The organism is Nitrosarchaeum koreense MY1 (assembly GCF_000220175.1).
GTDB lineage: Archaea > Thermoproteota > Nitrososphaeria > Nitrososphaerales > Nitrosopumilaceae > Nitrosarchaeum > Nitrosarchaeum koreense.
Genome location: NZ_AFPU01000001.1, coordinates 368,289 through 392,821, shown reverse-complemented (window position 1 = coordinate 392,821; position 24,533 = coordinate 368,289). Strand labels below are relative to the sequence as shown.

Sequence of the window (24,533 nt, the reverse complement as noted above, 5' to 3'; positions counted from 1 at the left end):
AAATAAAAAAGAGTTATGAAAAAAGCCTATGGTAGTCCTAAAGGAATAGACATCTTGCCATATGGTTCAGATATTCTAAAGAAATATTCCTTAGATGAATCATATTCAAATGTAGTTCCACCATATCCAATGTTTGGTCCAAATAACATGTTGAATATTTCAGAGGTACCAGGTTTTACGACAATTTGTCCATTTGTAAAATCCATTCCAGAATACTTGAATGCTTTATCGCCATTCCAAACATCATAGTTACAAACTGCAGGACCAGTACACATCATAGAAACATTGTCATTACTAGTGTTTACAGCTAAAATTCTTATGGATAAAATAGCTTGCCCACTTTCAGATATTTCAAATGAATTTCCTTCAGTGTCTAGACCTGTCCAATAATAAACTAGAGGACCTACATGGTATGATTGTCCATTTGCAATTATTGTGTAAGCTTCGATTGCATGTTTTGCGGTTCTTTCACAATTTAATCTAGGATATGCCTGTTTGATTTCGGCGCATTTTTCTAATTCTGCTTCAAGTGATGCAAGTTTTGAATCATCGGATGAAACAGGTAGAGATTCAGGAGATTTAATTTCAGCAGAAACTGAAATCACTCCGGTTTTTATCAAATGCTGAATACCATTGACAAATTCTTTATCTGTAATTGTTCCATCTGCCCACCATCCTGCATTATTTTTTATCCATTCAGGAACTGATTGAGATTTTTCTGCAGACATAGTAGTTGGAGGAATTACAATTACATTTTCTTTTATCAAAAATTGTATTCCTTGAATGAATTCAGATTCAGATATTGTACCATCTGCCCACCATCCTGCATTATTTTTTATCCATGCTGGAACTCCTTCTGCACTAGCAAATGTAGTTGAACCAACCAAAATAATTGCAGTTATGATGGTAATTGTTGTTTTCATTATTGATTTTTTAGCAGTTATCATATTTAAGATGGTGCTAAATTTCCATATAGTGCTAACTCCTAAGAAAAGAGAAATTTAGACTAGTGCCAATAGGAAAAAAATGAAATTGGTTATTTAAGCAATGAAACAAAAATAAAAAAAGTGAATAAACTAAATCCATACTTTAATGATAAAGATTGCAAAATATCTGAAAAAGACATATCAGATTATGTGATACAAAGATTTGAAGATGTAAAAAGTTCAAATAAATTCAAAAACATGTTAGCGTTTCACACTGCCAACAAATTCATGATAATGGCACATGATCAAGTAGAGTTAAAAAAATTAGGAAATATTGTTGCAAGTCATAGAAAAATACCATTTTCAGAATTATTACAAGAGTATGAGAATCATCTAAAACTCGCAATGGATAAAAAACCAACAGTAAGAACACATTCTAATGTAATCATGCATATTTTTGGTTATTTTTTAAAACATTTAGATCAAAATGAAAAAAGAACATTTTTGAATAATTTAGATCAATTTAGGGAGGGTAAAAAAACCATAGGTCAGATTCTCTTAGAGATAAGCCCTATTACTTATCGTTGTGATGATACATATCTTGCAAGTCAAACATATTTTTTGTTATATTCAGATATTGAACATAGATCAATATTTCAACCAACAAATATCAAAGAGGATGAATAACGTAATTAAGATAATATCAAATGTCAAAATATAATAAATTTCTATTTGTATTTTGTCGAGATTTAAGATTAGAAGACAATACAGGATTAATTTATGCATTAAAAAACTCTAATCAAGTTATTCCATGTTTTATTATAGATACGGAGATTATTAATAATTAAAAAATCTAAACAGGTTTCCCTTTGTTTTGATAATCAATGACCTTGTGAAAAGTATTATGAGATGCAATTATTGCAATCGATACAACAGCAAGTCCTATAAAATTCCTTAAAGCGAACATTTCATTTGGAGGTGAAGCCAATATAGAAGTATTAAAAACAAGATTGAAGTTATCAAGTGACCAAAAAATCAGAGTTATCCAAGATAAAACACCGCTGATCATAAATCCCAATCTAGTTTTACTATTAACAAAAATAATTGCAGATACAATTCCAGCATACCAAATAATTCCAGCTAAAAGCCAAATTGGCGTATAAACTTCAGGCCGATCATCAAGCCAATAATGCGTAGTTCCAATTATTGCCATCACAGTTAGGGAACCAAGTAAGAGTTTTTGATTTATTTTAAAGCCAGTTTTTTCTTCTCTATGATTTATTTCGGGAGGATTTTCTCTCATCTCTTTTGTTGCAATATCAATGGATTCTCTAACTGATTTTAATTGAATTGGGATAATCTTAGTAATCGAATCGTCATTTACGACTGTATCATGAACTAAACTATCTATCAATGGGCGTGCTAGAGAAGCCTTTACAGGAGTAATTAGATCCACCCAATACGATGAAAGCCTAGTTGTTAGAAAAGGAATTTGGATTACAAAGAGATTTTTATTTAGATAAGCAGAGTAAACACGCATTAATTCTTCATACGTCATTTTATCTGGTCCTCCAATTTCATAGATTTTACCACTTGTTTCAAGATGACTCATACAACCTACAAGATATTTTATAACATCATCAACCGCAATAGGTTGTGCAAGTGATTTTACCCATGACGGTGTAACCATAATTCGTAATCGTTCTACAAGATATCGAAGCATTGCATATGAACCTCCTTGGGCACCTATGATCAAAGATGCTCGTAATTGAGTTACAGGAATACCACCAGAAGCAAGTATTTCACCAACTTCTTTTCTGCTCTGCATGTGAGGGGATAATTCCAAACTGTCATTTACTAACCCACCAAGATAGATTATTCTTTTCACATTAGCTTTGGTAGCAGCTTTGAGAAAATTTTGAGCTTGAATTCGCTCTCTTGCTGCAAATTCCCTCCAATGTTCCTTATCTCCTTCCATTGAATGGAGAAGGTAATAGACAATATCAATTCCAATCATTGCTTTTTCTAATTGCTCAACATCAAAAACATCAGCCTGGACGTACTTTACATTATGTGTATCAGAAAGCTTTCTCCTACTCATCCCCTTAATAGTAAAACCAGAAGAAGCTAATGTCGAGATTAACCTAGAACCAATAAATCCAGTAGCACCCGTAACTAATATGGAATAAGAAGCGAATCCAGAAGATGTAGGATGACCTATTTTTTGATTCATGATTTATTTAATTTGAGATTACTTGATACACCTATTTTCAAATAAGATAACTGCAAATCATAGAAAAAGTGCATAAAAACGCTTAATCAAATTAATTATTTAAACTAGTGCTACAGTAAATGACTAGTGCCAAATACTAATAAAAATCGAAAATATGTTTCAAAACAAGGCTAATTTCATTTAAGGTATAAAAAATTTAGCACTAGATGTAAAAGTTAGCATTAATTAAATAGTGCATATAATAAAAATTTACATGGTATACATTAGGGCTAAAAAAGTAAAATCAGATAATTATCTATATTTAGTAAAAAGTGTCTGGGATTCTAAAAAAAATACATCAAAACAAGAAATTGTAAAATATTTAGGAAAAGCATCAGAAGTAGTTAAAGATGACATACCACTAGACTATAGAAATGATCCAAAGATTTTAGCGGTTTTGGCATCACATAATCCAAAAGATATAACAAAAAGAGAGGAATCAACAAAAAAATCAAAGCAAGCACTTTACAAAAAATTAACTGAGGGAGATATTCAATCATCTGTAAAAATTTATGAAGAATATATGAAGATTTTTGATCCAGCTGACTTTTTTGATAAGATTTTAAGACCAGTGATGTATAAAATAGGAGAAGATTGGGCAAACAATACAATCAGCATTGCAACAGAACATGTTGCAAGTAATGTTGCACAAACACTAGTTAAAATCATAATGGATAAAGTATCAAGTAATACAAACAAAAAGAAAATTCTAGTATGTGTTCCACTTGGAGAAGAGCATCATTTAGGATGTGATGTGTTAGAGACTTATCTTTCAATAAAGGGATTTAAAGTATACAACATAGGAACATCAATACCCACAGAATCAATACTTAGTTTTATTGAATATAACAAACCAGACATAGTATTGGTTTCAATAACTTTGGAAGACAACATATCAGCAGGTCAAAGATTAGTCAAAAAAATAAAAGATCAATATAGCATTCCAATATTAGTAGGCGGATTTGCATTTCAATCTGAAAAAACTCATAAATTTAATGCCAACGTTATTCCGGATGTAAATTTGGATGAAATTCCAAAGATTATCAGAACGACATAAAAAACAACATAATTAAAAATTAGCACTAGTCTCATATTCAATTTCAGTTTATATCAATATAACACGTAAATGAAATATGCAAAAAAAGAACCAATTACGAATCCTTGTGGTGAAATTTAATGGGTAGAACATGTAAAGGAATTTGCCAGATGCATAAAGCAGAACCAGTTCCAAATAAGATCAGATATGAAATTGGACAAAAAAGGTGTACTTTTTGTGGTATATTTTTGTCACTGGACGATACTCGATGTATTTGTTGTAAAGCGGTTTTGAGAACAAGAGCCAGAGGCAAGAAAAATTGAATCAACTATTGAATTTCATTTTTTAGTTGATTCAAAAAATTATTCAAAATTTTGGTTCTTTTTTTAGCCTCAATTTTACCAGATTGTGTATTCATGAGGGATTCCAATTGGAGCAGTTTTTGATAAAAATGATCCAGGGTCCAAATTTTATCGTCTGGAAGTCTATTTTTACAAAATGGATCTTTTACATTATAAAATGGTCTTTTTTCAGAACCACCAACTGCAAAAACTCGAGCAATTCCTATCGCTCCAATGGCATCCAATCTATCGGCATCCTGAAGAATTTTACCAACTATTGTTGAAGGAATTTTATTTTGAGAGAAACTATGATCATGTATGGCATCAGAAATTATTTGAATTTCTTCATTATCAAAATTAAATTTTTTTAAAATTTTTTTTGATTTTGCAGCACTTTGTATTGAAGAAAGTTTTGAGCGTTTGTCAGACTTTGGATATGAGACTATATCGTGAAGTAAAACTGCGCAGAGAACAAGTTTTTTGTTTACTCGTTCTTTTTTACATATCATTTGGGCATTTTTATACACACGCATTATATGAGCAAAGTCGTGTGCAGAATCATTATCTATTAACCCTCGTACTTCCTTTTTTAACAAATTTACAACGTCCATATTAAAATCTCCACAGCCTTGGCCTTACAAATTTTAATTTTTTGTATGTAATTAAATGGGCCCAATTAATTGAGGTAAAAAATATAACAGTACCAATACTTATTCCATCTAATAATAAAATTCCAATATAGCGTTCTTCAAAAATTTCAAGAAGAGGGGTTAAAACAATATTACTGATAGACAACATTACATAATAAGATAAAGCCCTTCCAAACCAAAATCCAACATACAATCCAAAACTTTTTGCCCTCATCAAGCCATATGTAATAAACAACATGTTACTAGGAAGTGGGGTAGCTCCAAATAGAAAAGATGCAATAAAGTATCCATGTTTTTTTCTATTAAGAAAATCACCGATTATATCAAGATTGGATTGTTGTTCAGAACCTACAAATTTTCTAAAATAACTACTTATGTTTTTTAAAATGAATCTTCCAATTGTTGCTCCAGTTGCTCCAATTATTGAAAGGGTCATCAAATTCAAACTTGGGTCTAATGCATAAAATGATGATAGAATAATCCATGTCGGGGGCACTAGTATTGGAGAAGCATTTACTCCAATGAGAATAAGAAAAATTCCAAAATAAGAAAACTCGGTAATAATTTCTAAAATATCCAACTTATCTTCGATATAATCACGATTTTTTTATTTCTAAACCCTTGGATTGAACTTTAAGCATGAAAATACAACAAAATGATCGTAAAAAGACAAAAAATTACAAAAAAAACAGATCAATGATCAGAAATTGGAAGAAATTGCATCAATCGTTCAATATACTTATAAGCAAATTACGCATATACAACACATGGCAGAAGGAAGATGGAAATGTTTTAGATGCAATCTTACATTCAAAGATGAAAATATTGCAATGATGCACAAAAAAATTTCAAAACATTCCATTACCAAAGTAAAACAAATCGTAGCCTAAATTTTTCAAAAAATATCGAATATTTTCAGAATTTTAAGAGGATAGTGCAGAGGGTGGGATTTGAACCCACGAACTCCTGAGAGAAAGGATTTCCTATTTTTGAGGATCTTGAGTCCTTCTCGGTTGACCGGGCTTCGATACCTCTGCAATGAGACTCAATAATGACCGATATTTTTCGATTGCTATTGGATTAAAATTTGAGAAAAGATCGTAAAATGTCAAGAGTTTTTTAGAATATATTTTCCAAGTATGAAACATTACAAAAATAGTTTAAAAAATAAAGATAATACGTTTTGTGAAAAAATAAAATAGGATAAACCCAAAATCTCACTTGGTAATTAGTGATTATAAGGGTAAAAGATCATAAAATAAGATGTAAAAAATAAAAAAGAAAAATCACTCACACTAGTTTTTTACTTGTGTGAATGGGGTTATCCAAGATTGGACAATGTTTCTATTCAAGTCAGCAAAAGCACTTACGTTATCATTGAATGTTTTGATATTTTGTACTGTTGCATCAATTGTGGTTTTTACAATTTGATTTTGGACAGTATTTGCTTGAACAACTTGCTTGTTAATATCTACAAATGTAGTTTTCATTGCATCTGGAATTTCAGTTGAAAGACCATTCTTTTTTGCAAATTCTTGCTGCATTGAGAGTGAAGCATCGATTGTTTTTTCGCAAGCTTTGACACATTCTTCTTGCAAATGGGTCATTGATTGAAAATACTGTGGTACATTTTTTGTAACGTTTTCAAAGTATTTTTGAACATTTTGCTTGTACATTGAATATGCATTACCCGACTGATTTGATTGTGGGTTTTGTGTATTCATGCCATTGATTTCATATTGGGATATATATATTATTGGTAATAAATGGTAATCAATGGTAATAGTTGGGTATAATCGTCATTTATAACAAAAATACGAAATTATCCCAGATCGAACATAAAATGCTAAAATTAACATAATTTTCACATATTTTTATTGTTCATGCTACCAAATCAATGGGTTTAGAAAATCTCAAGATATTTTTTGAGATTAAATTGAACTTTTTTAATCAATCAAAAATATTTAAAAAAGCTTATAATTGTCCAAACTAGAGTCAAAACACATGGCAGAATTTCAATCAGTAGCAGAAGTAAAAAAAATGCGAAGCGGTATTAATCTTAAAGCTGAAGTAAAAAGTAAAGGAGAACCAAGAACAGTGAATCTCAAGACAGGTGGTACTGTTGATGTATGCGATGCAGTAATATCTGACGGTGCAGATGACATGAAACTAACATTATGGGGAGATGATATTAAAGCAGTAAATGTAGGAGATACAGTAGTAATTACAAATGGATACACAAATGAATTCAAAGGAGAAGTTTCCTTAACAAAAGGCAAATTCGGCAAGATGGAAATTAATCCACAGTAATTTTTAATGTAGATTTTTTACTCATCAACTAGTTTCAAAAATTATAATTTAAGCAAAATAATCATTCAGAAACTTCGTTTATTGTTTTGGATATTTTTCCAGTCTATAAAGTATAAAATAATCCCTATAATTAACATAAAAATACCAAAAATCAATAAAATACCAGATATTGCTAAAGGTAAAATTTTATTTATAAATGGAGAATTTGGATTTGATAACCCATTAGAATTATCAGGATCTTCAGAAATCATCACTACAACATCAACCATTCTAGAACCATGATTTTGAATTTCAAAGTTTAATGTGTCAGATTTAGTAATTTCTAGCATCTCAAAAATTATTGGACCATCTTGTGGAAATACACCGAAATCATCTCCATAAATATTAGAAATTGATATTGAAAGATTATCCCCATTATCATAGTCAAGTATCTGAACTCCCCATAACAAAGGAATGTCATAAGATTTTGGACTGTAAGAATAATATCCTAACCCACCTGGATAAATTGAGATTTTTTCAGATATTTGATTAAACATTCCTTCAAACATAGAAGGAGCATAAAAATCTCCATCAGTAAAACTAGAAGTTGGAAAAACAGATACGATAATCAAAAGAGATACAATCACTAGCACTAAACCAGAAATACCAATTATAGGACCACGTTTTTTCATTTTAATTAAAATTCTAAAGATAAGGCCTACTTTAACACTAACGATATTTCTGAGAGATGTTATCTAAATGAGATAAAATTACTTTCTAGATTTTGACTTTTTCTTTGATGCCTTCTTTGCTGGAGCTTTGGACTTTTTCTTTGATGCCTTCTTTGCTGGAGCTTTGGACTTTTTCTTTGATGCCTTCTTTGCTGGAGCTTTGGACTTTTTCTTTGATGCTTTCTTTGCTGGAGCTTTGGACTTTTTCTTTGATGCTTTCTTTGCTGGAGCTTTGGACTTTTTCTTTGATGCTTTCTTTGCTGGAGCTTTGGACTTTTTCTTTGATGCTTTCTTTGCAGCTTTTAGTTTTGATAATTTTCGTTTTTTAGCCAATATTGCCTGAAGAGTAGAAGACGCTTTTTCAAGTGCTTTTGCAGCCGCTGCCTCAGCTTTAGTTTTTTTCTCTAAATCCTTAGTCAGTTTTTCAGCAGCCTTACGACTGGCACTCATTTTTTCTCGCAAAGAGGGTTTAGATTTGGCCTGTTTTTGGATTTTTGTGCTTATTTTTGATTTAACATCATTGATTTGTGCGACCTCATCGGTGATCTTTTTTGCCATTTTTTCCCTGATTTTTATCTCAGATTCCAGTTCCTGAATATGATCTTGAATTGTATTAATTCTAAATTTTGCATTTTGTTCCTCTTCGGGATTTTTAGCAAATTCCAGTTCTTGTTCAAAATTAGTTAAAGATTCTTTTTCACTGTTTAAACGCTCGTTTGCAGACGCAATTAATCTTTCAATACTTTCTAATTGGGATGTTTTTTGATTAAGTACTCCAGAGACATCGGTTACATCTTCCTTTTCAGATTCAATTTTTCTATCAATAGAGTGTAAACCTGATGACGATCTTCTTTCAAGTGATCGCAACTGTTGGAGTTGTCTTTCAGACTGTTTTCTTAAATTAGTTGCTTGTTGTTTCTTTTGTCTTAGTTTAACTACTAATTTTTCTAGTGATGCCAATATTTGATTCAAGACAAATCCGTCGGTTAAGTTATGAATATAATCATGATTTGACTTACCAGTTAAGAAAATTAACATACATTGATCGCAGAAATAGATTTTTAAAAAAATATTAGTATAAAGAATTATTAAAAAAGAATGGATTTTCATCCAAAAGACTTGCCAATAGCTAAGACGTATGATCTCAAAGATGTCAAAGATGCATCAGATGCTGTTGATGATATGGTAAAAATTGGGTTCAATAATCAAAAAGAAGGCTTCAAAGTTCTAATGCCAAAGGAAGCAAAGATTGCAAAAAGAATTGGATACACCGTGACAACAGGTGTCACACATGGGCTTAGACAAAAAAATGAAATCAGAGATATAAAATATTGGACATATCATCACGACAAAGATCATTATGCCATAGTCTTGATTAGCAATAAAATATTAACAGAATTAGGTTTTTGATTTTTCAAATATTTTGTATAATTTTGTTCTTTTTGCCATTACACCAGCTAACATTATTCCAAGAACTGTACCTCCTATCACATCCATTGGGAAATGCTGAAGAACATACACCCTGCTTATCGACACCAATAATGGGTAAAGTAACAACAAGTAACATCCCCTAGGAAATCGTTCAGATAAGGCATAGCCAAGCACTATTCCAAATATTATTGCCCTGGCTGCATGCCCAGAGGGATAAGAAGCATTGTACCCACCTTCACAAAACAAAGCAAATGTATCATGACTTATTTCAACTGGAAACGGAGTACCAACATATTCAAAATCTGGCCTATCTCTGTCCACTCCACATTTTATGTATCCAGTAAGCAATGTGGATAAAACGATTAAAATCATCAAAGTAATTCCAATTCTTCTAGTCTTTTTTACCAAAAGCATCAATATGCCAAAACCCAGCATCCAAATGGTATCACCGCTTTCAGTAATGATTTGCATCGTAATATCTAATGCAGGATTATCATCATTATTTGCAACAAAAGAAATTACAGACTGATCAAAGCCTTCTGTAATTTGAAAATAAACCAACATAGATAAAATTACAAATAAAAATACCAGTAAAACAAATGATCTAGACCGTATATCAAAAATCCAATTTTGCAATCAATTAAACCTCAAGTATGTTATTTTTAATTTTTCTCAAGTAGATAAGCATTGAAAATATTTTCAAAATTTATCAAACCATAACAAAAAAGATCGGCTAAAGAATTTAACCAAGGGGATAATAGAAGAGGCGTGAAGGTACTCACATTAGATGATTTTGACCTAAAAGGTAAAACCGTTTTTTTGCGAGTTGACATGAATTGCCCCATAGATCCGGATACTATGGAGATCTCTGGAACTAAACGTATTGAAGAAGCTATTGAGACCTTAAAATCTCTAGAAGAAGCAAAAGTTGTTGTTGCATCTCATCAAGGGAGAGTTGGAAACAAAGACTATACAGGAATGGACAATCATGCCAAAGTTCTTGAAAAATTAATGGGTAAGAAAATCAAATACGTGGAGGATGTCATTGGCATTGCTGCACAAAATGAAATAAAGAATTTGAAAAATGGTGAAATATTACTTTTAGATAATTTACGTTTATGTGCTGAAGAAAATTACGAGTTCACACAACAAGAAGCTGCAAACACGATTATGGTCAGCAGGTTATCAAAGTTGTTTGATCTTTGTGTGTTGGATTCATTTCCTAGTGCACATAGATCACATCCATCCATAGTTGGATTTCCTTATGTTCTTCCAGCATGTGCAGGAAGAATCGTAGAAAGAGAGGTAAGAAACCTCGACGAGATAATGACAGTTGCAAAAGCACCGCATGTGATAGTGTTGGGAGGTTCCAAGGTTCCTGACAGATTAGAGGCAATAAAATTACTGATTCAAAATGGCCGCGCAGACCATGTATTGTTAACAGGATTAATTGGAAATGTATTCATGCGTGCACAGGGAAGAATTCGTTACCCATTGGGGATAAAAAGAGAAGATGAAGTGGTATCTAAAGCCCATGCTCTTATTGGTGAGTATCCAGATGTTTTTTCAACACCAGTAGACATTGCAATTGACAAAGATGGAGATAGAGTAGAGATGGATGTACGAGAACTTGAGGTTGGAGACAAAATTTATGATTTGGGACCAAAAACTGTAGAACACTATTCAAAATTAATTGCTGGTGCAGGAACTGTTTTCATAAGCGGGCCTGCAGGGTTCTTTGAGAAAGAAAACTTTAGTTTTGGAACAAAGGGGCTGCTCACATCGGTTGCAAATTCCATGGCAACAACAATAGTTAGCGGAGGTCATTTGACATCGGCATTAAAAAAATATGGACTTGCAGAACAAATAGATCATATCAGCACTGCAGGTGGAGCACTGGTTCTTTATCTAACAGGTGAAAGACTACCAATGATAAAAGCACTAGAAGAAGCAGCTACAAAATACAGATCAAATAGTTGAATTACACAAAGGGTTAGGGCAAATCGGTTTTTCATTCATTCCAAGATACACATCGAAATTACATGTATTGCAGTGTTGTTTTTTCATAGGTTCAAACAACTTCATCCAAATCGTTGTAAAGTTTTGTGCAATATTTCTTGCAAGACCAGAATTGCAAATATCCATAAAATACGATTCAATGTCATCTATAATCCAGGAAGGATCCAGATCGCCATTCTGTTTTATCTTTTCAAAAATTTCATCATTAGTAAATTTTTCATCAACATCATTATGGTTTTCAAAAATTATTTTTCTGATTTGAAGTTGAATAGGAGTTACAGGAACAAAGCTATCCATGTTAGTACAGGCTTGCTGCCTCTTCTTTTAACTTATCGACATCTTGCGAATCTTTCATATGAGTTCCAAGATAAGAGTAGAGAGCAGATTTCAATACCTTAAGCGAAAGCAATGCACATTTTATTCGAACTGCCTGCAAATGTTCTAACCCAAGCTCACTTAATACATCATGTTTAGTAATATTTCGAACTTCATCAATTCCCTTACCTTTTGTAATCTCAGTTAGTACTGAAGAGCAGGCCATACAGATGGCACAGCCTTTACCATGAAATTTGATATCAGATACCTTGTTATCGGTAATTTTCATATCAATGTCAATACTATCACCACATAATGGATTTGAGTCATGAAAAGTAACATCAGGATTTTCTATTTTTCCAAAATTAATTGGATTTCTTGAATAATCAATTATCATCTCATGATAAATGTCTGCATTGCCGCTCATAATTTGAAAATCCTCGCAACTTTAGTTAATGCTGTAATTAAAGAGTCAACTTCTTCTTTAGTATTGTAAATGTAAAAACTAGCTCGAGATGTAGCTGCAACATTTAGTCTTTCCATCAATACTTGAGCGCAATGATGTCCTGAACGAACTGCAATTCCTTCCTCATCTATTATTTGAGCTACATCATGAGGATGAACATCTGAAAAATTAAATGATATTACACCTCCTCTTTTAGAAATGTCTTTTGTGCCATAAATCGTAAGTCCCTTTACTTGGGATAGTTTTTCAATAGCATATTTAGTCAGTTCAATTTCATGTTCTCGTATATTTTCCATTCCAAGTTTTGTAAGATAGTCAATTGCAGTGCCTAACCCAATAACATCAGCGATGTTTGGAGTGCCAGCTTCAAATTTGTAAGGCAGATCATTCCAAGTGGTTTCATACTTGTGCACTTCTCTTATCATATCACCACCACCATGAAACGGATTCATAGTTTCCAATACAGATTTTCGTACCCATAAAACTCCAATTCCCGTAGGTCCTAGCATTTTATGACCAGAAAATGCAAAAAAGTCACAACCTAATTTCTCAATGTTTACAGGCATATGAGGTACAGCTTGTGCACCATCAACTAAAGTAAGAACACCATGTTCTTTACATTTTGAGATTATTTTTTCTGCATCAGTAATTGTACCAAGAACATTAGACATTAAACTAAATGTTACAAGTTTTACTTTACCTGTTGCAAGGTATTTATCAAGATCATCTAAAATTAATTCTCCATTATCATCCATTCCAATGTATACTAACTTGGCTCCCTTTTCCTGTGTCAAAAGCTGCCAAGGTACGATATTGCTGTGATGTTCATATTCAGTGGTAACTATGATATCATCTTTTTGTATATGATTTCGACCCCATGCATATGCAACTAAATTAATTGCTTCAGTTGTTCCCCTAACAAAAATAATCTCTTCTCTATTTGATATATGAATAAAATTTGCAATCTTATCCCTAGTAGATTCATAAAGTTCGGTTGCCTCTTCTGCCAAAGCATAAACTGCCCTGTGAATGTTTGCGTTATGATTTCTATAATAATCAGTAATGGCATCAATTACTTGGTTTGGTTTTTGTGTTGTAGATGCATTATCCAGATACACAAGTGTTTTGTTATCTCTAACTATACGTTGTAAGATAGGAAAATCTTTTCGTAAATTCGCAAAAGTAGTTTGTGCGCTTTGCATTTCTAAACCTCCACATAGATCTCGTTTTGATCTATTTTAACATTGTATGTGTTTAATGGTATTTCAGCAGGAAGATTCTCAGGTTTACCATTTTGCAAATTAAAAACAGAGAGATGTAACGGACATCGCACACCTTCATCAGTAAGAAATCCTGTAGAAAGATCCGCATCTGCATGAGTACATATTAGATCAGTTGCAAAAATTTTTCCTTTTTGATTTGCTAAAAGAATTTTTTTATCGTCATGTGTAAATCCAAAAAGCTGACCTGTCTTTACTTGGTCTAATTTACACGCTTTAATCCACTGGGCCAGGTTAATCACCGATACTTGTAGTGCTGCTCAATTTCAGAATCTTCGTTGTAACGTGTTTCTTCAATTTCAACAAACTTTGTGAGCTCTTCATCAGTGTTAATTGTTAATTCGCGTGATTCCCATTTAGATTCAATCAAGTATGCAATCCATGCTCTAACTTGGTATGACATTTTTCGAGATAATGGCTCCAAGAATCCTTCAATAATTGTTCTTTCAGCCTCAGCTTCGGTAAGACACCTTGTTTTTAAATAGAAAATCTGTTCCTCATCAATTTGGGCAACAGATGCAGAGTGTGTTGCTTTAACGTCATTTGTAAAAATCTCCAGTCCTGGAATGGCATCAGATTTTGCATCCTTATCAAGTAGGATAGAGCGACCAGACAAAAATGAATTTGATTTTGTTGCTTTTTCTTTAATTCTAATCATTCCTTTGAAAAGTGATTTTGATTTATTTCTTAAAATTGATTTTTCAACTACTCGGGCATCAGTAGATGGACTTTCATGATTCACGTTTGTTTGAATATCAAAAGATTGTTCATTGTTTCCAAATATCACTTCAGAGTCATTTGAGGATGCACCAGTTCCATTAAGAAAATATTCTATTTTGTATCTAGATAGCATTGATCCAAACAATCCAGAGTACCAATTTACTTTGGCATCTTGTCCCAAGTCGGTTCTTCTAGTAGAAAAGTTTACAGTTGTTTGATCCATCATTTGCAATGTTGTAACATCAAGTTGTGCATTTGCGGCAATGTTTGTGTTTAATAATTCAAGGTATGCTTGTTGTTTTTGTGCCTTAAAAGAATATAATTCCTGAATGATTACCGCCTTACTGCTTTCATCTGCAAAGATAACATTTCTTGCAATGGTAGAAATTCCATCATCGGATAAGCAAGACAAGATATGAATTGGTTTTTCAAGTATCAAATTACGTGGTATGTGGATAAAGATTCCGGAATTAAATGCAGCATTGTTTAGTGCAGTAAACTTATCTTCTTTTGAATTTGATGCCTCTAATGCTTTTTTTACTAGTTCAGAATTATTTTTTATTGCATCATCAATGGAAGTGATTACCAATCCTTTTGATTTTAGATCATCAGGGATGTGAATTTTGTGTGTATTACTTCCTATTTGGATTATGCTAGTCTCTTTTTCTAATTCAGATAATCTTTTTTGAAGAAATGATGGAACATTACTAGTCGTAGTTGCAGAAAATGAAACTTGTTGAGGATCCATTTTTTTTGCGTCAGTGTATTTGTTGTATAATGGAGACGTCTCAATTGGTAATGCATCATAAATGGATAATGAACTCTGTCGGTATTTCTTTAACCAATCAGGTTCATTTCGTGATGAAGAGATTTCTTCAACATGTCGAGAGTTAATTTGCGATAGTGTTTGAGACATGATTAATCGAAATTGAAAGTGAGTGGTTTAACCCACTGAGTCGTCCATCTCTAATTTGATGAGGCGATTTAATTCTACGGCATATTCCATTGGTAATTCTTTTGTGAATGGTTCCATGAATCCATTGACAATTAGAGATAGTGCTTCTTCTTCTGTAAAACCTCTAGTCATCAGATAGAAAATTTGTTCATCTCCAATTTTTCCTACAGTTGCTTCATGGGTAATTGTTGCGTCTTCTTGATTAATTTCCATGTAAGGATATGTATCAGTTTTTGATGTATCATCTAATAGTAATGCGTCACATCTTACAGTTGATTTTACATTGGTTGCGCCCTTTGCAACATTGAGTAATCCTCTGTAAGTTGATCTTCCATCTAGTCTGCTGACAGATTTTGATGTAATTTTTGATGTTGTGTTTGGTGCAAGGTGAACCATTTTAGCTCCAGTATCTTGGTGTTGTCCTTTTCCTGCAAAAGCAATTGATAGTGTTTCACCGTATGCTCGCTCACCTAACAGATAGATTCCAGGATATTTCATTGTGAGTTTACTTCCAATGTTTCCGTCAATCCATTCTACAGTTGCACCTTCATATGCATAAGCACGTTTGGTAACTAGATTATACACATCACTACTCCAGTTTTGGATTGTGGTGTAACGTAACTTTGCATCTTTGTGAGCTACTAGTTCAACTACTGCTGAATGTAATGATTCAGAAGAGTAAACAGGTGCAGTGCATCCTTCGATATAGTGAACCTCAGAGCCTTCGTCAGCTATGATAAGGGTTCTCTCAAATTGTCCAATGTTTTCAGCGTTAATTCTGAAATATGCTTGTAATGGCATGTCAACTTTGACTCCTGGTGGAATATAGATAAATGAGCCACCACTCCATACTGCACTGTTTAATGCTGCAAACTTGTTGTCCTCCGGAGGAATAATTTTACCGAAATATTTTTTGAAAATTTCAGGATATTGTTTTAGTGCAGAGTCAGTATCCAAAAACAAGACACCTTGTTTTGCCAAGTCTTCTCTTAGACTGTGGTAAACAACTTCTGATTCGTATTGTGCACCAACACCTGCCAAGAACTTTTTTTCAGCTTCTGGAATTCCTAATTTATCAAAAGTAGCTTTTACTTCAGCTGGAACATCGTCCCAATTCTTTTCAGTTTTCTCAGTTGCTTTTGCATAATAGTAAATATTTTGAAAATCAATAACACTAAGATCTCCACCCCAAGTTGGCATTGGTTTTTTCATGAAAATTTCAAAAGATCTCAATCTAAAGTCAAGCATCCATTGTGGTTCATCTTTCATTTTGCTAATTGCAATAACAGTCTCTTTTGAGAGTCCTTTTTTACTGAGATGTACATACAAGTCAGTAGAGTCTTTAAAATCATATTTTGTATAATCCATGTTTAGATTTTCTGTAGCCATGCATAGCATAACATCGTTATATTATAAATACATGAGGAAAAATAGGCACAGCTAAATAGCTTAAGCTAAACTTGAGAGTTTAAACAAAATATCGATTTGAAAATCAATATTATGCACAGATGTACGCATAATAGAATATTTTAATGATAAAAAATATTCAGAACATTTTCAAATTGATTTAATTGACATTAGATAAATTTGATGCTCTCAAAGTTCATCAAGTCAAATCCATAAAAATAAAAAAAGAGATTAGTTGACAGGAACTGCGAAACCATTTTCAATCATTCGAAGCGCCGAATCAGATTTTAAGCACATTGGCAATCCGTTTGATGATTTCATTACAAGACTGTATCCTTCACGACATTCAATTTCTCCAGCATCAATTCCTGCAGCTACTTGCTGTCGTGGTGAAATCCACGCTAATTGCGCAGATTTTGCCTTTTCAATGAATTCTGCTCTAAGTTCTTGTTTTTCCTCATCAGTTAAGATAGACGATTTTTCTCGCAATTCAGATTTTAGTGCCTTCATCTCTGCATGTCTTGCTAAAATATCAGCTTTTTTCTCATCAGTGAGTTTACCTAACATTGCAGATGCATGATCTTTGAATTTTGTTTGTAGTTCAGATCTTTTCTCATCTAAATCACCATGCTTTTCTTGGTACTTTGCTCTAAGATCATACATTTTCTCTTGAGAAATATCAGAAGACATTATCATGGCTCGCAATCTTTGAGATATATCATGATTTTCTTTCATTCTCTCCAGTGCATCAAAGTGTTTTTCTTTGAAATCCATTGCAGCATCATGATTTTCTTTTTTGTATGCTTCTCTTTGTTCAGGTGTCATTTCACACCATTCAGAAACTTTGGCTAATTTTTCAGCGTCAGTGATTTCTGTAGCACGTTCATCAGCAGTCATTTCACAAAATCTTTGATATTCTGCTTTATGATTACTCATTTCTGTGTGTCTTTTTTGCATCTCATCTACTAACATTTGATGCTCATCAATGTAAGCATCTCTTCCAGATTCATCTAATACACAATATGCATCCAGTCTATCTTTTAGATCTGTTTTATCAAAATCTGTCAAAAATGATTCCTTGTCAGCATCAGACATTAAACAATATTTTTCTAGTTTGTCTGTCATGTCATAATCAGATTTTTGTTTAATTTCTTTGATGAAAGATTCAATAGAAATTTTGCGTTCATCTTCGCTTTGCTCACAAATACTTGCCAGTCTGTCTTTGAATTGGGCTATTCTTGGATGATCCAAAAAGAACTGCTCTTTTTCAGTATCAGTCATGTTGCAAAAGTTTGCAAGTCTTTCTTTGAGGTCGTTTTGTTTTTCATCTGATTCAGCATATACCACATTTCCAGCAGCAACGCCAGTAACCATGATCAGTGAAAAAACAATACTTAGAAGTTGTGTCTTTTTCATTATCAGATTTTGATGAACTATCCATATAAAGAATAACGGATCAATAATCAGGAATGGCTATTAACAAGAGACAGTCAGATAGGTGTGCTCAATCTATTAGTCCATCTATAACTGATGCAATAATTCATTCTTTGGTTTTCTGTATCATTTGTAATGTCAAAATCAAAGATAATACATGTTATTAGATAAAATAATTCAGATTTAAAATTAAGATTGTTTGGCAGTTGCAGTTGCTGTTGGTGCAGCGTTAACTGGGTCAACTGTAATTGTCACAGTATCAGTTGATGAACGGCCATTGTCATCAAAGACTTTGAGTTCAAAGACTAGTACTTTGATTTCATTATTTGCAACAATTGGAGATGTAAATGATGGAGTTACTGAAGATGTTGAAGACAGGGTTACTGTTTCACCAGATATTTGGCTCCACATGTATGATAGTTTTTGTTCTTCTGGATCATTGCTCTTGCTACCATCTAATGAAATCTTGACATTCTCATTTACAATTTGATCAGGACCTGCATCTGCTACGATTGGTAGATTCAATGTATTTACAACTTTAATGGTCATGCTATCAGATGAAGATAAGATACCATCGGATGCAGTACATGTCATGCTGATGGTTTGGTCTGTAGTTACTGCTGGAAGTGTTACAGATGTACTTAGAGATGAAGGCATATCAATTACAATATCACTGTTTGATGAAGTCCATGTGGATGTTACTGCATCACCATCTGGGTCATATGCTGAACAAACTAGATTAACCATGGTTCTCTCATCAGCAATTTGATCAACACCAGCATCTACGATTGGTGCACTGTTTTCTGGAACTACAAGGAGAATCAATTGGTCACTTCCCTTTTGGTTTTCAGAGTCAGTTACTGTTAATTGGAATACCATTCGTTTAGTTTCACCAGAAACTACTGATGGTGCTTTAAATGAGAATGTTGGCTTTGTAGGATCAATTGTAACTGTCTCTCCTGCTAGTTGTTTCCATTCATATGTGATTGGTAGACCTTCAGGATCAAAGCCTGAACCAGTTACAGTTACTTGAGATTCTCCAATAATCTTTCTATCTGGACCTGCATTTGCTCTTGGTGGCAAGTTTACAGTACTAACAACTACAGATACATCATCTTTGTCAGAATTGCCAGAAGGATCAGTTACAGTTAGTTCGAAAGTCAGAGTTTCAGAACTAGTATTAATCATTGGTGAGAAGAAATACACAGAGAATGAAGCCTGCTCGTATAATTCTATATTCATTCCAGATGTTTGTTTCCAAGAATATCGTAATTTGCTTTCAGCATCATCAGGATCAGTAGCTGTTCCAATTAATTTTACTAGTGCTTTTTCACCTACACTTTGATCTGGACCTGCATCAGCTAATGGGCCAGCGTTAGATGGAATTACTTTAACTAATGCTAATGCATTTGCCCATCCATTTCCAGCTGAATATCCAGTTACTTGGAACGATAGAATCATTTCGGTTTCATCTGGAAGTTCAGGAGCTGTAAATGTTACTGTTGGACCAGTGTATGAATTCAATGATACTCCTGTTCCAATTAGTTGTACCCAAGAGTAACTGATTGGTTGTCCATTTGCAGTTTGACCAGTTGCACTAAGTGTAACGGTGTCTCCTTCATGTACAGTTTGCATTGGGCCTGCTTGAATTGAAATTAATCTATTTGATAAAAGACCAGTTAATGGATAAACGCTTACGGTGTCACTTCCTACACCGCCAAAGCCATCTTCAACAGTAAGTTCGAATGTTAGAGGATTGGTTTGAGAATAATCAATATGCATTGGAAGAATAGTCAGATATTTTCCAGTAGTAGAAGATAATGGAATTGTTTGACCTGCAATTTGTTTCCAGTTATAGGTCAATGAATCACCGTCAGGATCGACAACGCTGCTGACTAAAGTAACTACGTTAATTGTTTTAAATGTGACTTGGTCTCTGCCTGCACTGACAATTGGAGCATGATTAACCGGGTTTACAATGACTTCAACGGTATCAGAACTTGCTGCACCAAATGGGTCAGTTACGGTTAATGTGAATGTCAAGACTTTGATTTGACCGTTTACAACCTCTGGTGCCATGAATGTTGGCATTGCAACATTATTTGAAGATAGTTTGACTGGTTCACCGTCAACTTGCACCCATTCAAATGTTAGAGTGTCGTCATCAGGATCAACTCCTTCGCCGACTAGTGTAACGATTCTATTTTCAACAACTTCTACGGTATTGGTTTGAGCAAAAGAGTAAGTTGATACTGTGCCAGCTAAAAATAGACTAAAAACTACAGATAGTAAGATAATATGCGAATTCACTGATTTATTATAAAATATCGGATATATATTAACTATACATATGACTTGTCTTTGGCAAGTTGATCGGAAAAAAGAAAGGTCAAAGTTGGGGAATACAAAATGAAAGTTTGGTATTTAGCCAGATTCAGAATTATTTCGAAAATAACAAAGTCAACAATCAGTAAATCATACAGATGTGATCAAAATTTCAGGAAATTCTAGGTAATTGAAAAAATAGTTTTCACAGTATCAAATGCACCTGAAACAGTATGGACCTGAGATATAGTATTTTTAATTTTAAATTTTTTGAGCTCATCAGATGTAAATGGTCCAATTGAGATTACTGATAATTTTGTCATATTTTCCAACAATGAGTTTTCATCATAATCTTTTGTCATTATTTCAAAAAATGCTCTAACAGATGATGCGCTGGTAAACACAATTCCATCTACTTTATTTTTTGAAAATAATTCCCTAAATTCATTCCATTGAGAGATATCCCTAAAGGCACAAACATCGTATAGATGAATTTCCTTTACGTTAATTCCTATTTTTTCCAATAATTCTTTCAAAAAAGGTGTTGAAGCACCACTTCTTGGAACAATTACTTTTTTTCCAACCGCATGTATTTTTGTAAATAATTCTCCAACGCCTACTGAGGAATAGATATTTGGCATGTAAGCAACTTTGATTCCTTCATTTTCTAGTGCAATTTTTGTTTTAGGCCCCACTGCCATCACCATAGTATTTGCTACAGCAAGTTGGAGTTTTTCAAATTTGGATATTTTTTTTGCAGTATCAAAAAGTAGAGTTACTGCCTTTGAGCTCATAAATACAGAGTAGTCGGGATTGTATTGTGTTATGGATTCTAAAAACTCATCTACAATTTTTTCTCCCTTACTAACTAGTTCAATAGTTGGTAACGAGATTGGGATTGCGTTATTTTTTGTCACCAAATCTATGAATTCAGCGGAATCATCTTTAGAACGAGTGATTGCAATTACTTTTCCTTTAAGCATTTTTTCTCCATCCTATAACTTGAGACAAATTGACAACTTTTCCTATAATGATATTTGTAGGAGGGGTAATTTTATTTTCCTTTACGAGTTTTGCGATATTTGAAACAGTACCAATAATCATTTTTTGTTTTGGTGTAGTACCATTTTGGATTACAGCTACAGGAGTTTGTTTATCTAATCCACCTGCAACAAGTTGTTTACATATTACATCTAGTCGAGACAATCCCATCATTATTACAATAGTATCCACAGATTTTGCAAGACGTTTCCATTTTACTGATTCATTTTTCTTTTCAGGATCTTCATGGCCTGTAACAAATACAACAGATGATGCATGCTTTCTATGAGTTAGTGGAATTCCAGCATAAGTTGCAGAACCAATTCCAGATGTGATTCCCGGAACAATCTCATACTTTACTTTGTTTTCTTTAAGAAATTCAGCTTCTTCTCCACCTCTACCAAAAATTATTGGATCACCTCCCTTTAGCCGAACTACGTTTTTCTTTGATTTTGCAAACTTTACCATCAAGTCATTTGTGTTATTCTGGTGTGTAGTGTCATCCCCTACTGCCCTTCCTACGTATATTTTTTGAGCAGTCTTTGGAATCATTGAGATTATTTTCTTGCTTACCAGTCTATCATACAATACAACATCGGCTTTTTGCAATAGTTCTACTGCCCTTAGTGTGATCAGTTTACTATCACCTGGGCCTGCCCCAACTAGATACACCTTACCTGTCATTGTTTGTTCCATTCCTCCACTTTTTTTCTCCAATTTATTGCAAGGTCATTTACGCCTTTCTTGCGTAATTCCATTCCTACGGTCTTACCTAAAGATGCAGGATCATACTTGCTTCCAGACTTTTTTACAAAAAGAGATTGTTTACCATCAACAGAAAAAGCAGAAACGCTCAAAGTCATTTCATCTCCATTTGATTTAGCATATGCACCAATTGGAAATCGGCATCCAGAATCAACATAATCAGAAAGAGCACGTTCTGCTTCTATTTCCAATCTAGAGTCAGAATCTTCAATCTTTGCCAACATTGAATTTGTATCAGAATCATTTTTTCGTGAAACTATTGCAAGTGCTCCTTGGCCAGGAGATGGTGAAAAATCATCAATAGATAATTGTGTAAATGTAGTGTCTACGCCCAATCTTGTGATTCCTGCTTGTGCCAATACTATGGCATCAAATTCATTTTCAAAGACTTTTCTAATTCTGGTTTCAATGTTGCCACGAATTGGACGAACTATAACATCAGGTCTCTTTCTTGTTATTTGTACAGCTCGTCTCAATGAACTTGTACCGATAACAGCTCCTGGTTTTATAGAATCAAGATTAGTTCCATCAGATGAGATAAAAATATCATTTACCATCTCTCGTTTTGGGACAGATGACAAAATCAAGTTATCAATTAATTGCGAGGGAACATCTTTGAGACTGTGTACTGCAAAGTCCACTTCATTGTCAGCAACGGCTCTGTCAATCTCTTTTTCAAATATTCCTTTTTGATCAATTGTAAATAATGGTCTTGCATCAGTATCACCTTTAGTTGTAATTGTTTTAATTTCAAATTCAGCATCTGGATTTATTTTTTTTAGTTCAGATTTTACCCAGTTTGTTTGTGCGATAGATAGCTGACTGCCTCTTGCGCCAATTACATATTTCAATTCTTCACCGATTTTAATGCAACATCATAAGCATTTATGGTATTTTCTAGATCAGTTTTTGTGTGTGCATCAGATAAGAAGACTACTTCAAATTGAGAGGGCGCAATAAAAACGCCATTTTTTAATAATATAGAAAACATTTTTTTGAATTTTTTTGCATCTGCATTCATTGATGAGATATAATCCACTACAGGTTTGTCTGTGAAGAAAATTTGAAACATTGATGATGTAAAGTTAATTTGATGCGGTATTTTCAGGTCAGTAGCGATATCATCAATAGCATGAGTAAGCATGATATTGTATTTTTCAAGTTTTGAATATAGTTTATTTTTTATTTTATTGATTGTCTTAATTGATGCTATAGCTGCACTAACAGATGTGGGATTTCCTGCATATGTGCTTGCTTGGTAGACTTTGCCTCCAGGAGAAAGAAGATCCATAATCTCTTTTTTGCCACCTACTGCTGCAACTGCAAAGCCACTTCCCAAAGCCTTTGCCAAAGTTGTGATATCGGGTTTAATTCTGAAATGTTGTTGAGCCCCTCCAGGAGATATTCTAAATCCAGTAACAACTTCGTCAAAAATCAAAGGAACGTCATTATCTTTTGTAATTTTTCTAATCTCAGATAAAAAGTTCTTTTCAGGTAAAATTAATCCCATGTTTGCAAGTATTGGTTCAACAATAACGCCAGCAATGTCTTTATTTTTTGATATTATTCTTTCAAGTTCTTCGGAATTGTTGTATTGTACAACAAGTGTGTTTTTTGATACCTCATCTAATCCACCATCAGAAACAGAAATTCCATTATGTGCAGACCCAGAACCTGCCTTTACCAAAACAGAATCATGGGCACCATGGTAACATCCCTCAAACTTTATGATTTTTTTCTTTTTTGTAAAACCGCGAGCTAATCTTATAGCAGTCATTGTAGCTTCGCCCCCAGTGTTTACAAGTCGAACTTTTTGAATTGAAGGAAAGTTACTAACAATTAGTTTTGATAGTTCTATTTCAGATTGAGTAGGAGTACAAAACATTGTTCCTTGAGTGAGTTGTTTTGATACTGCGCTTAGAACCTCTTTACGTCGATGTCCTAAAAGTAACGCACCATATCCGTTACAGAAATCAATGTATCTTTGATTATCTTCATCCCAGATGTATGCTCCATTTGATTTTTTTGCAAAAAATGGATACGGTTCAAAATATCTAACAGGACTATTCACACCAGAAGGAATTACTTTTTTAGATTCGTTGAATAGTTTTTGAGATTTTGACAATAATC

Annotated in this window: 28 protein-coding genes and 1 tRNA gene; 8 read left to right on the top strand and 21 right to left on the bottom strand. The window is 33.3% G+C overall.

The features are described 5' to 3' along the window. Nucleotides 1–26: 26 nt before the first annotated feature. Complete coding sequence (locus MY1_RS02255) at nucleotides 27–947, bottom strand: hypothetical protein (RefSeq protein ID WP_007549939.1); 921 nt, start codon at nucleotides 945–947, stop codon at nucleotides 27–29. Between the two features lie 120 nt (nucleotides 948–1,067). On the opposite strand from MY1_RS02255, the gene MY1_RS02250 reads away from it, so the two are divergent. Next, nucleotides 1,068–1,613, top strand: coding sequence for a DUF1722 domain-containing protein (locus tag MY1_RS02250; protein ID WP_007549938.1), 546 nt, complete (start codon nucleotides 1,068–1,070; stop codon nucleotides 1,611–1,613). Between the two features lie 20 nt (nucleotides 1,614–1,633). Next, the gene (locus tag MY1_RS10065; protein WP_007549936.1) at nucleotides 1,634–1,774 is read left to right on the top strand and encodes a deoxyribodipyrimidine photo-lyase; all 141 of its coding nucleotides are present in this window, start codon (nucleotides 1,634–1,636) and stop codon (nucleotides 1,772–1,774) included. A 5-nt stretch (nucleotides 1,775–1,779) separates the two neighbouring features. Here the strand turns inward: MY1_RS10065 and MY1_RS02245 are convergent, their stop codons facing one another. Continuing rightward, complete coding sequence (locus MY1_RS02245; RefSeq protein ID WP_007549935.1) at nucleotides 1,780–3,159, bottom strand: NAD(P)H-binding protein; 1,380 nt, start codon at nucleotides 3,157–3,159, stop codon at nucleotides 1,780–1,782. Nucleotides 3,160–3,412: 253 nt separating this feature from the next. Between MY1_RS02245 and MY1_RS02240 the strand changes: the two genes are divergently transcribed. Both MY1_RS02240 and MY1_RS09465 read left to right on the top strand, forming a co-directional pair. Further along, nucleotides 3,413–4,255, top strand: a complete 843-nt coding sequence (locus tag MY1_RS02240) for a cobalamin B12-binding domain-containing protein (protein WP_007549934.1) — start codon at nucleotides 3,413–3,415, stop codon at nucleotides 4,253–4,255. Nucleotides 4,256–4,374: 119 nt separating this feature from the next. Beyond that, on the top strand, nucleotides 4,375–4,557 hold the full coding sequence (locus MY1_RS09465; RefSeq protein ID WP_007549933.1) for a hypothetical protein: 183 nt from the start codon (nucleotides 4,375–4,377) through the stop codon (nucleotides 4,555–4,557). 5 nt (nucleotides 4,558–4,562) lie between these two features. Here the strand turns inward: MY1_RS09465 and MY1_RS02235 are convergent, their stop codons facing one another. Both MY1_RS02235 and MY1_RS02230 read right to left on the bottom strand, forming a co-directional pair. Beyond that, complete coding sequence (locus MY1_RS02235) at nucleotides 4,563–5,186, bottom strand: HD domain-containing protein (protein ID WP_007549932.1); 624 nt, start codon at nucleotides 5,184–5,186, stop codon at nucleotides 4,563–4,565. 1 nt (nucleotide 5,187) lies between these two features. After that, nucleotides 5,188–5,805, bottom strand: coding sequence for a hypothetical protein (locus tag MY1_RS02230; RefSeq protein WP_007549930.1), 618 nt, complete (start codon nucleotides 5,803–5,805; stop codon nucleotides 5,188–5,190). Between the two features lie 187 nt (nucleotides 5,806–5,992). On the opposite strand from MY1_RS02230, the gene MY1_RS10060 reads away from it, so the two are divergent. Beyond that, nucleotides 5,993–6,115, top strand: a complete 123-nt coding sequence (locus MY1_RS10060; RefSeq protein WP_007549928.1) for a hypothetical protein — start codon at nucleotides 5,993–5,995, stop codon at nucleotides 6,113–6,115. A 45-nt stretch (nucleotides 6,116–6,160) separates the two neighbouring features. Here the strand turns inward: MY1_RS10060 and MY1_RS02220 are convergent. Together MY1_RS02220 and MY1_RS02215 are read right to left on the bottom strand one after the other, a co-directional pair. Then, nucleotides 6,161–6,262 (bottom strand) — tRNA-Leu (locus MY1_RS02220). Between the two features lie 258 nt (nucleotides 6,263–6,520). Beyond that, the gene (locus tag MY1_RS02215) at nucleotides 6,521–6,949 is read right to left on the bottom strand and encodes a hypothetical protein (protein ID WP_048109490.1); all 429 of its coding nucleotides are present in this window, start codon (nucleotides 6,947–6,949) and stop codon (nucleotides 6,521–6,523) included. Between the two features lie 280 nt (nucleotides 6,950–7,229). Between MY1_RS02215 and MY1_RS02210 the strand changes: the two genes are divergently transcribed. Next, the gene (locus MY1_RS02210; RefSeq protein WP_007549924.1) at nucleotides 7,230–7,535 is read left to right on the top strand and encodes a single stranded DNA-binding domain-containing protein; all 306 of its coding nucleotides are present in this window, start codon (nucleotides 7,230–7,232) and stop codon (nucleotides 7,533–7,535) included. 65 nt (nucleotides 7,536–7,600) lie between these two features. On the opposite strand, the gene MY1_RS02205 is transcribed toward MY1_RS02210, so the two are convergent. Further along, entirely contained in the window at nucleotides 7,601–8,206 is a 606-nt protein-coding gene (locus tag MY1_RS02205; protein WP_007549922.1) for a hypothetical protein, read from the bottom strand. A 78-nt stretch (nucleotides 8,207–8,284) separates the two neighbouring features. Next, nucleotides 8,285–9,283 (bottom strand): coiled-coil domain-containing protein, encoded by a 999-nt coding sequence (locus tag MY1_RS02200; protein ID WP_237698780.1) that lies wholly within the window; start codon nucleotides 9,281–9,283, stop codon nucleotides 8,285–8,287. Nucleotides 9,284–9,343: 60 nt separating this feature from the next. On the opposite strand from MY1_RS02200, the gene MY1_RS02195 reads away from it, so the two are divergent. Next, a complete protein-coding gene (locus tag MY1_RS02195; protein WP_007549920.1) occupies nucleotides 9,344–9,655 on the top strand; it encodes a hypothetical protein in 312 nt (103 codons plus the stop codon). On the opposite strand, the gene MY1_RS02190 is transcribed toward MY1_RS02195, so the two are convergent. Then, on the bottom strand, nucleotides 9,644–10,312 hold the full coding sequence (locus MY1_RS02190) for a phosphatase PAP2 family protein (protein WP_048109484.1): 669 nt from the start codon (nucleotides 10,310–10,312) through the stop codon (nucleotides 9,644–9,646). The genes MY1_RS02195 and MY1_RS02190 overlap by 12 nt on opposite strands. A 132-nt stretch (nucleotides 10,313–10,444) precedes the next feature. Here MY1_RS02190 and MY1_RS02185 point away from each other — a divergent pair, with 132 nt between their 5' ends. Further along, nucleotides 10,445–11,656, top strand: coding sequence for a phosphoglycerate kinase (locus MY1_RS02185; RefSeq protein ID WP_007549918.1), 1,212 nt, complete (start codon nucleotides 10,445–10,447; stop codon nucleotides 11,654–11,656). On the opposite strand, the gene MY1_RS02180 is transcribed toward MY1_RS02185, so the two are convergent. From MY1_RS02180 to hemL, 12 genes are all read right to left on the bottom strand, one after another. Next, on the bottom strand, nucleotides 11,645–11,992 hold the full coding sequence (locus tag MY1_RS02180) for a hypothetical protein (RefSeq protein WP_007549917.1): 348 nt from the start codon (nucleotides 11,990–11,992) through the stop codon (nucleotides 11,645–11,647). The genes MY1_RS02185 and MY1_RS02180 overlap by 12 nt on opposite strands. 1 nt (nucleotide 11,993) lies before the next feature. Then, the gene (locus tag MY1_RS02175) at nucleotides 11,994–12,437 is read right to left on the bottom strand and encodes an iron-sulfur cluster assembly scaffold protein (RefSeq protein ID WP_007549916.1); all 444 of its coding nucleotides are present in this window, start codon (nucleotides 12,435–12,437) and stop codon (nucleotides 11,994–11,996) included. Beyond that, entirely contained in the window at nucleotides 12,434–13,678 is a 1,245-nt protein-coding gene (locus MY1_RS02170; RefSeq protein WP_007549915.1) for a cysteine desulfurase, read from the bottom strand. The genes MY1_RS02175 and MY1_RS02170 overlap by 4 nt, the downstream gene beginning before the upstream one ends. 2 nt (nucleotides 13,679–13,680) lie before the next feature. After that, a complete protein-coding gene (locus tag MY1_RS02165) occupies nucleotides 13,681–13,998 on the bottom strand; it encodes a Rieske (2Fe-2S) protein (RefSeq protein WP_007549914.1) in 318 nt (105 codons plus the stop codon). Next, nucleotides 13,995–15,392: a Fe-S cluster assembly protein SufD gene (gene sufD, locus MY1_RS02160; protein ID WP_007549913.1), complete on the bottom strand. Its 1,398-nt coding sequence runs from the start codon at nucleotides 15,390–15,392 to the stop codon at nucleotides 13,995–13,997. The genes MY1_RS02165 and sufD overlap by 4 nt, the downstream gene beginning before the upstream one ends. A 27-nt stretch (nucleotides 15,393–15,419) precedes the next feature. Further along, nucleotides 15,420–16,820: a Fe-S cluster assembly protein SufB gene (gene sufB / locus MY1_RS02155; protein ID WP_007549911.1), complete on the bottom strand. Its 1,401-nt coding sequence runs from the start codon at nucleotides 16,818–16,820 to the stop codon at nucleotides 15,420–15,422. 249 nt (nucleotides 16,821–17,069) lie between these two features. Continuing rightward, the gene (locus MY1_RS02150; RefSeq protein ID WP_007549909.1) at nucleotides 17,070–18,254 is read right to left on the bottom strand and encodes a coiled-coil domain-containing protein; all 1,185 of its coding nucleotides are present in this window, start codon (nucleotides 18,252–18,254) and stop codon (nucleotides 17,070–17,072) included. Between the two features lie 207 nt (nucleotides 18,255–18,461). After that, nucleotides 18,462–20,582, bottom strand: a complete 2,121-nt coding sequence (locus tag MY1_RS02145) for a PKD domain-containing protein (RefSeq protein ID WP_237698779.1) — start codon at nucleotides 20,580–20,582, stop codon at nucleotides 18,462–18,464. Between the two features lie 197 nt (nucleotides 20,583–20,779). Then, nucleotides 20,780–21,580 carry a uroporphyrinogen-III synthase gene (locus MY1_RS02140; RefSeq protein WP_007549903.1) on the bottom strand — a complete coding sequence of 267 codons (801 nt, stop codon included), beginning with the start codon at nucleotides 21,578–21,580 and terminating at the stop codon, nucleotides 20,780–20,782. Next, nucleotides 21,573–22,334 (bottom strand): uroporphyrinogen-III C-methyltransferase, encoded by a 762-nt coding sequence (gene cobA / locus MY1_RS02135; RefSeq protein WP_237698778.1) that lies wholly within the window; start codon nucleotides 22,332–22,334, stop codon nucleotides 21,573–21,575. Before cobA ends, MY1_RS02140 begins: the two co-directional genes overlap by 8 nt. Beyond that, nucleotides 22,319–23,254: a hydroxymethylbilane synthase gene (hemC, locus tag MY1_RS02130; protein WP_007549901.1), complete on the bottom strand. Its 936-nt coding sequence runs from the start codon at nucleotides 23,252–23,254 to the stop codon at nucleotides 22,319–22,321. Before hemC ends, cobA begins: the two co-directional genes overlap by 16 nt. Continuing rightward, nucleotides 23,251–24,528: a glutamate-1-semialdehyde 2,1-aminomutase gene (gene hemL, locus MY1_RS02125; protein WP_007549900.1), complete on the bottom strand. Its 1,278-nt coding sequence runs from the start codon at nucleotides 24,526–24,528 to the stop codon at nucleotides 23,251–23,253. Before hemL ends, hemC begins: the two co-directional genes overlap by 4 nt. Nucleotides 24,529–24,533 lie beyond the last annotated feature (5 nt).

Bases quoted from the DNA above. Each gene is read 5' to 3' on its own strand.
- MY1_RS02140 (WP_007549903.1), bottom strand. From the start codon at position 21,580: ATGCTTAAAGGAAAAGTAATTGCAATCACTCGTTCTAAAGATGATTCC.
- MY1_RS02255 (WP_007549939.1), bottom strand. From the start codon at position 947: ATGATAACTGCTAAAAAATCAATAATGAAAACAACAATTACCATCATA.
- sufD (WP_007549913.1), bottom strand. From the start codon at position 15,392: ATGTCTCAAACACTATCGCAAATTAACTCTCGACATGTTGAAGAAATC.
- MY1_RS02245 (WP_007549935.1), bottom strand. From the start codon at position 3,159: ATGAATCAAAAAATAGGTCATCCTACATCTTCTGGATTCGCTTCTTAT.
- MY1_RS02215 (WP_048109490.1), bottom strand. From the start codon at position 6,949: ATGAATACACAAAACCCACAATCAAATCAGTCGGGTAATGCATATTCA.
- sufB (WP_007549911.1), bottom strand. From the start codon at position 16,820: ATGGCTACAGAAAATCTAAACATGGATTATACAAAATATGATTTTAAA.
- MY1_RS02175 (WP_007549916.1), bottom strand. From the start codon at position 12,437: ATGAGCGGCAATGCAGACATTTATCATGAGATGATAATTGATTATTCA.
- MY1_RS02200 (WP_237698780.1), bottom strand. From the start codon at position 9,283: ATGTTAATTTTCTTAACTGGTAAGTCAAATCATGATTATATTCATAAC.
- MY1_RS02195 (WP_007549920.1), top strand. From the start codon at position 9,344: ATGGATTTTCATCCAAAAGACTTGCCAATAGCTAAGACGTATGATCTC.
- MY1_RS02150 (WP_007549909.1), bottom strand. From the start codon at position 18,254: ATGAAAAAGACACAACTTCTAAGTATTGTTTTTTCACTGATCATGGTT.
- MY1_RS02205 (WP_007549922.1), bottom strand. From the start codon at position 8,206: ATGAAAAAACGTGGTCCTATAATTGGTATTTCTGGTTTAGTGCTAGTG.
- MY1_RS02240 (WP_007549934.1), top strand. From the start codon at position 3,413: ATGGTATACATTAGGGCTAAAAAAGTAAAATCAGATAATTATCTATAT.
- MY1_RS02235 (WP_007549932.1), bottom strand. From the start codon at position 5,186: ATGGACGTTGTAAATTTGTTAAAAAAGGAAGTACGAGGGTTAATAGAT.
- MY1_RS10060 (WP_007549928.1), top strand. From the start codon at position 5,993: ATGGCAGAAGGAAGATGGAAATGTTTTAGATGCAATCTTACATTCAAA.
- cobA (WP_237698778.1), bottom strand. From the start codon at position 22,334: ATGGAACAAACAATGACAGGTAAGGTGTATCTAGTTGGGGCAGGCCCA.
- MY1_RS02170 (WP_007549915.1), bottom strand. From the start codon at position 13,678: ATGCAAAGCGCACAAACTACTTTTGCGAATTTACGAAAAGATTTTCCT.
- MY1_RS02210 (WP_007549924.1), top strand. From the start codon at position 7,230: ATGGCAGAATTTCAATCAGTAGCAGAAGTAAAAAAAATGCGAAGCGGT.
- MY1_RS10065 (WP_007549936.1), top strand. From the start codon at position 1,634: ATGTCAAAATATAATAAATTTCTATTTGTATTTTGTCGAGATTTAAGA.
- MY1_RS02180 (WP_007549917.1), bottom strand. From the start codon at position 11,992: ATGGATAGCTTTGTTCCTGTAACTCCTATTCAACTTCAAATCAGAAAA.
- MY1_RS09465 (WP_007549933.1), top strand. From the start codon at position 4,375: ATGGGTAGAACATGTAAAGGAATTTGCCAGATGCATAAAGCAGAACCA.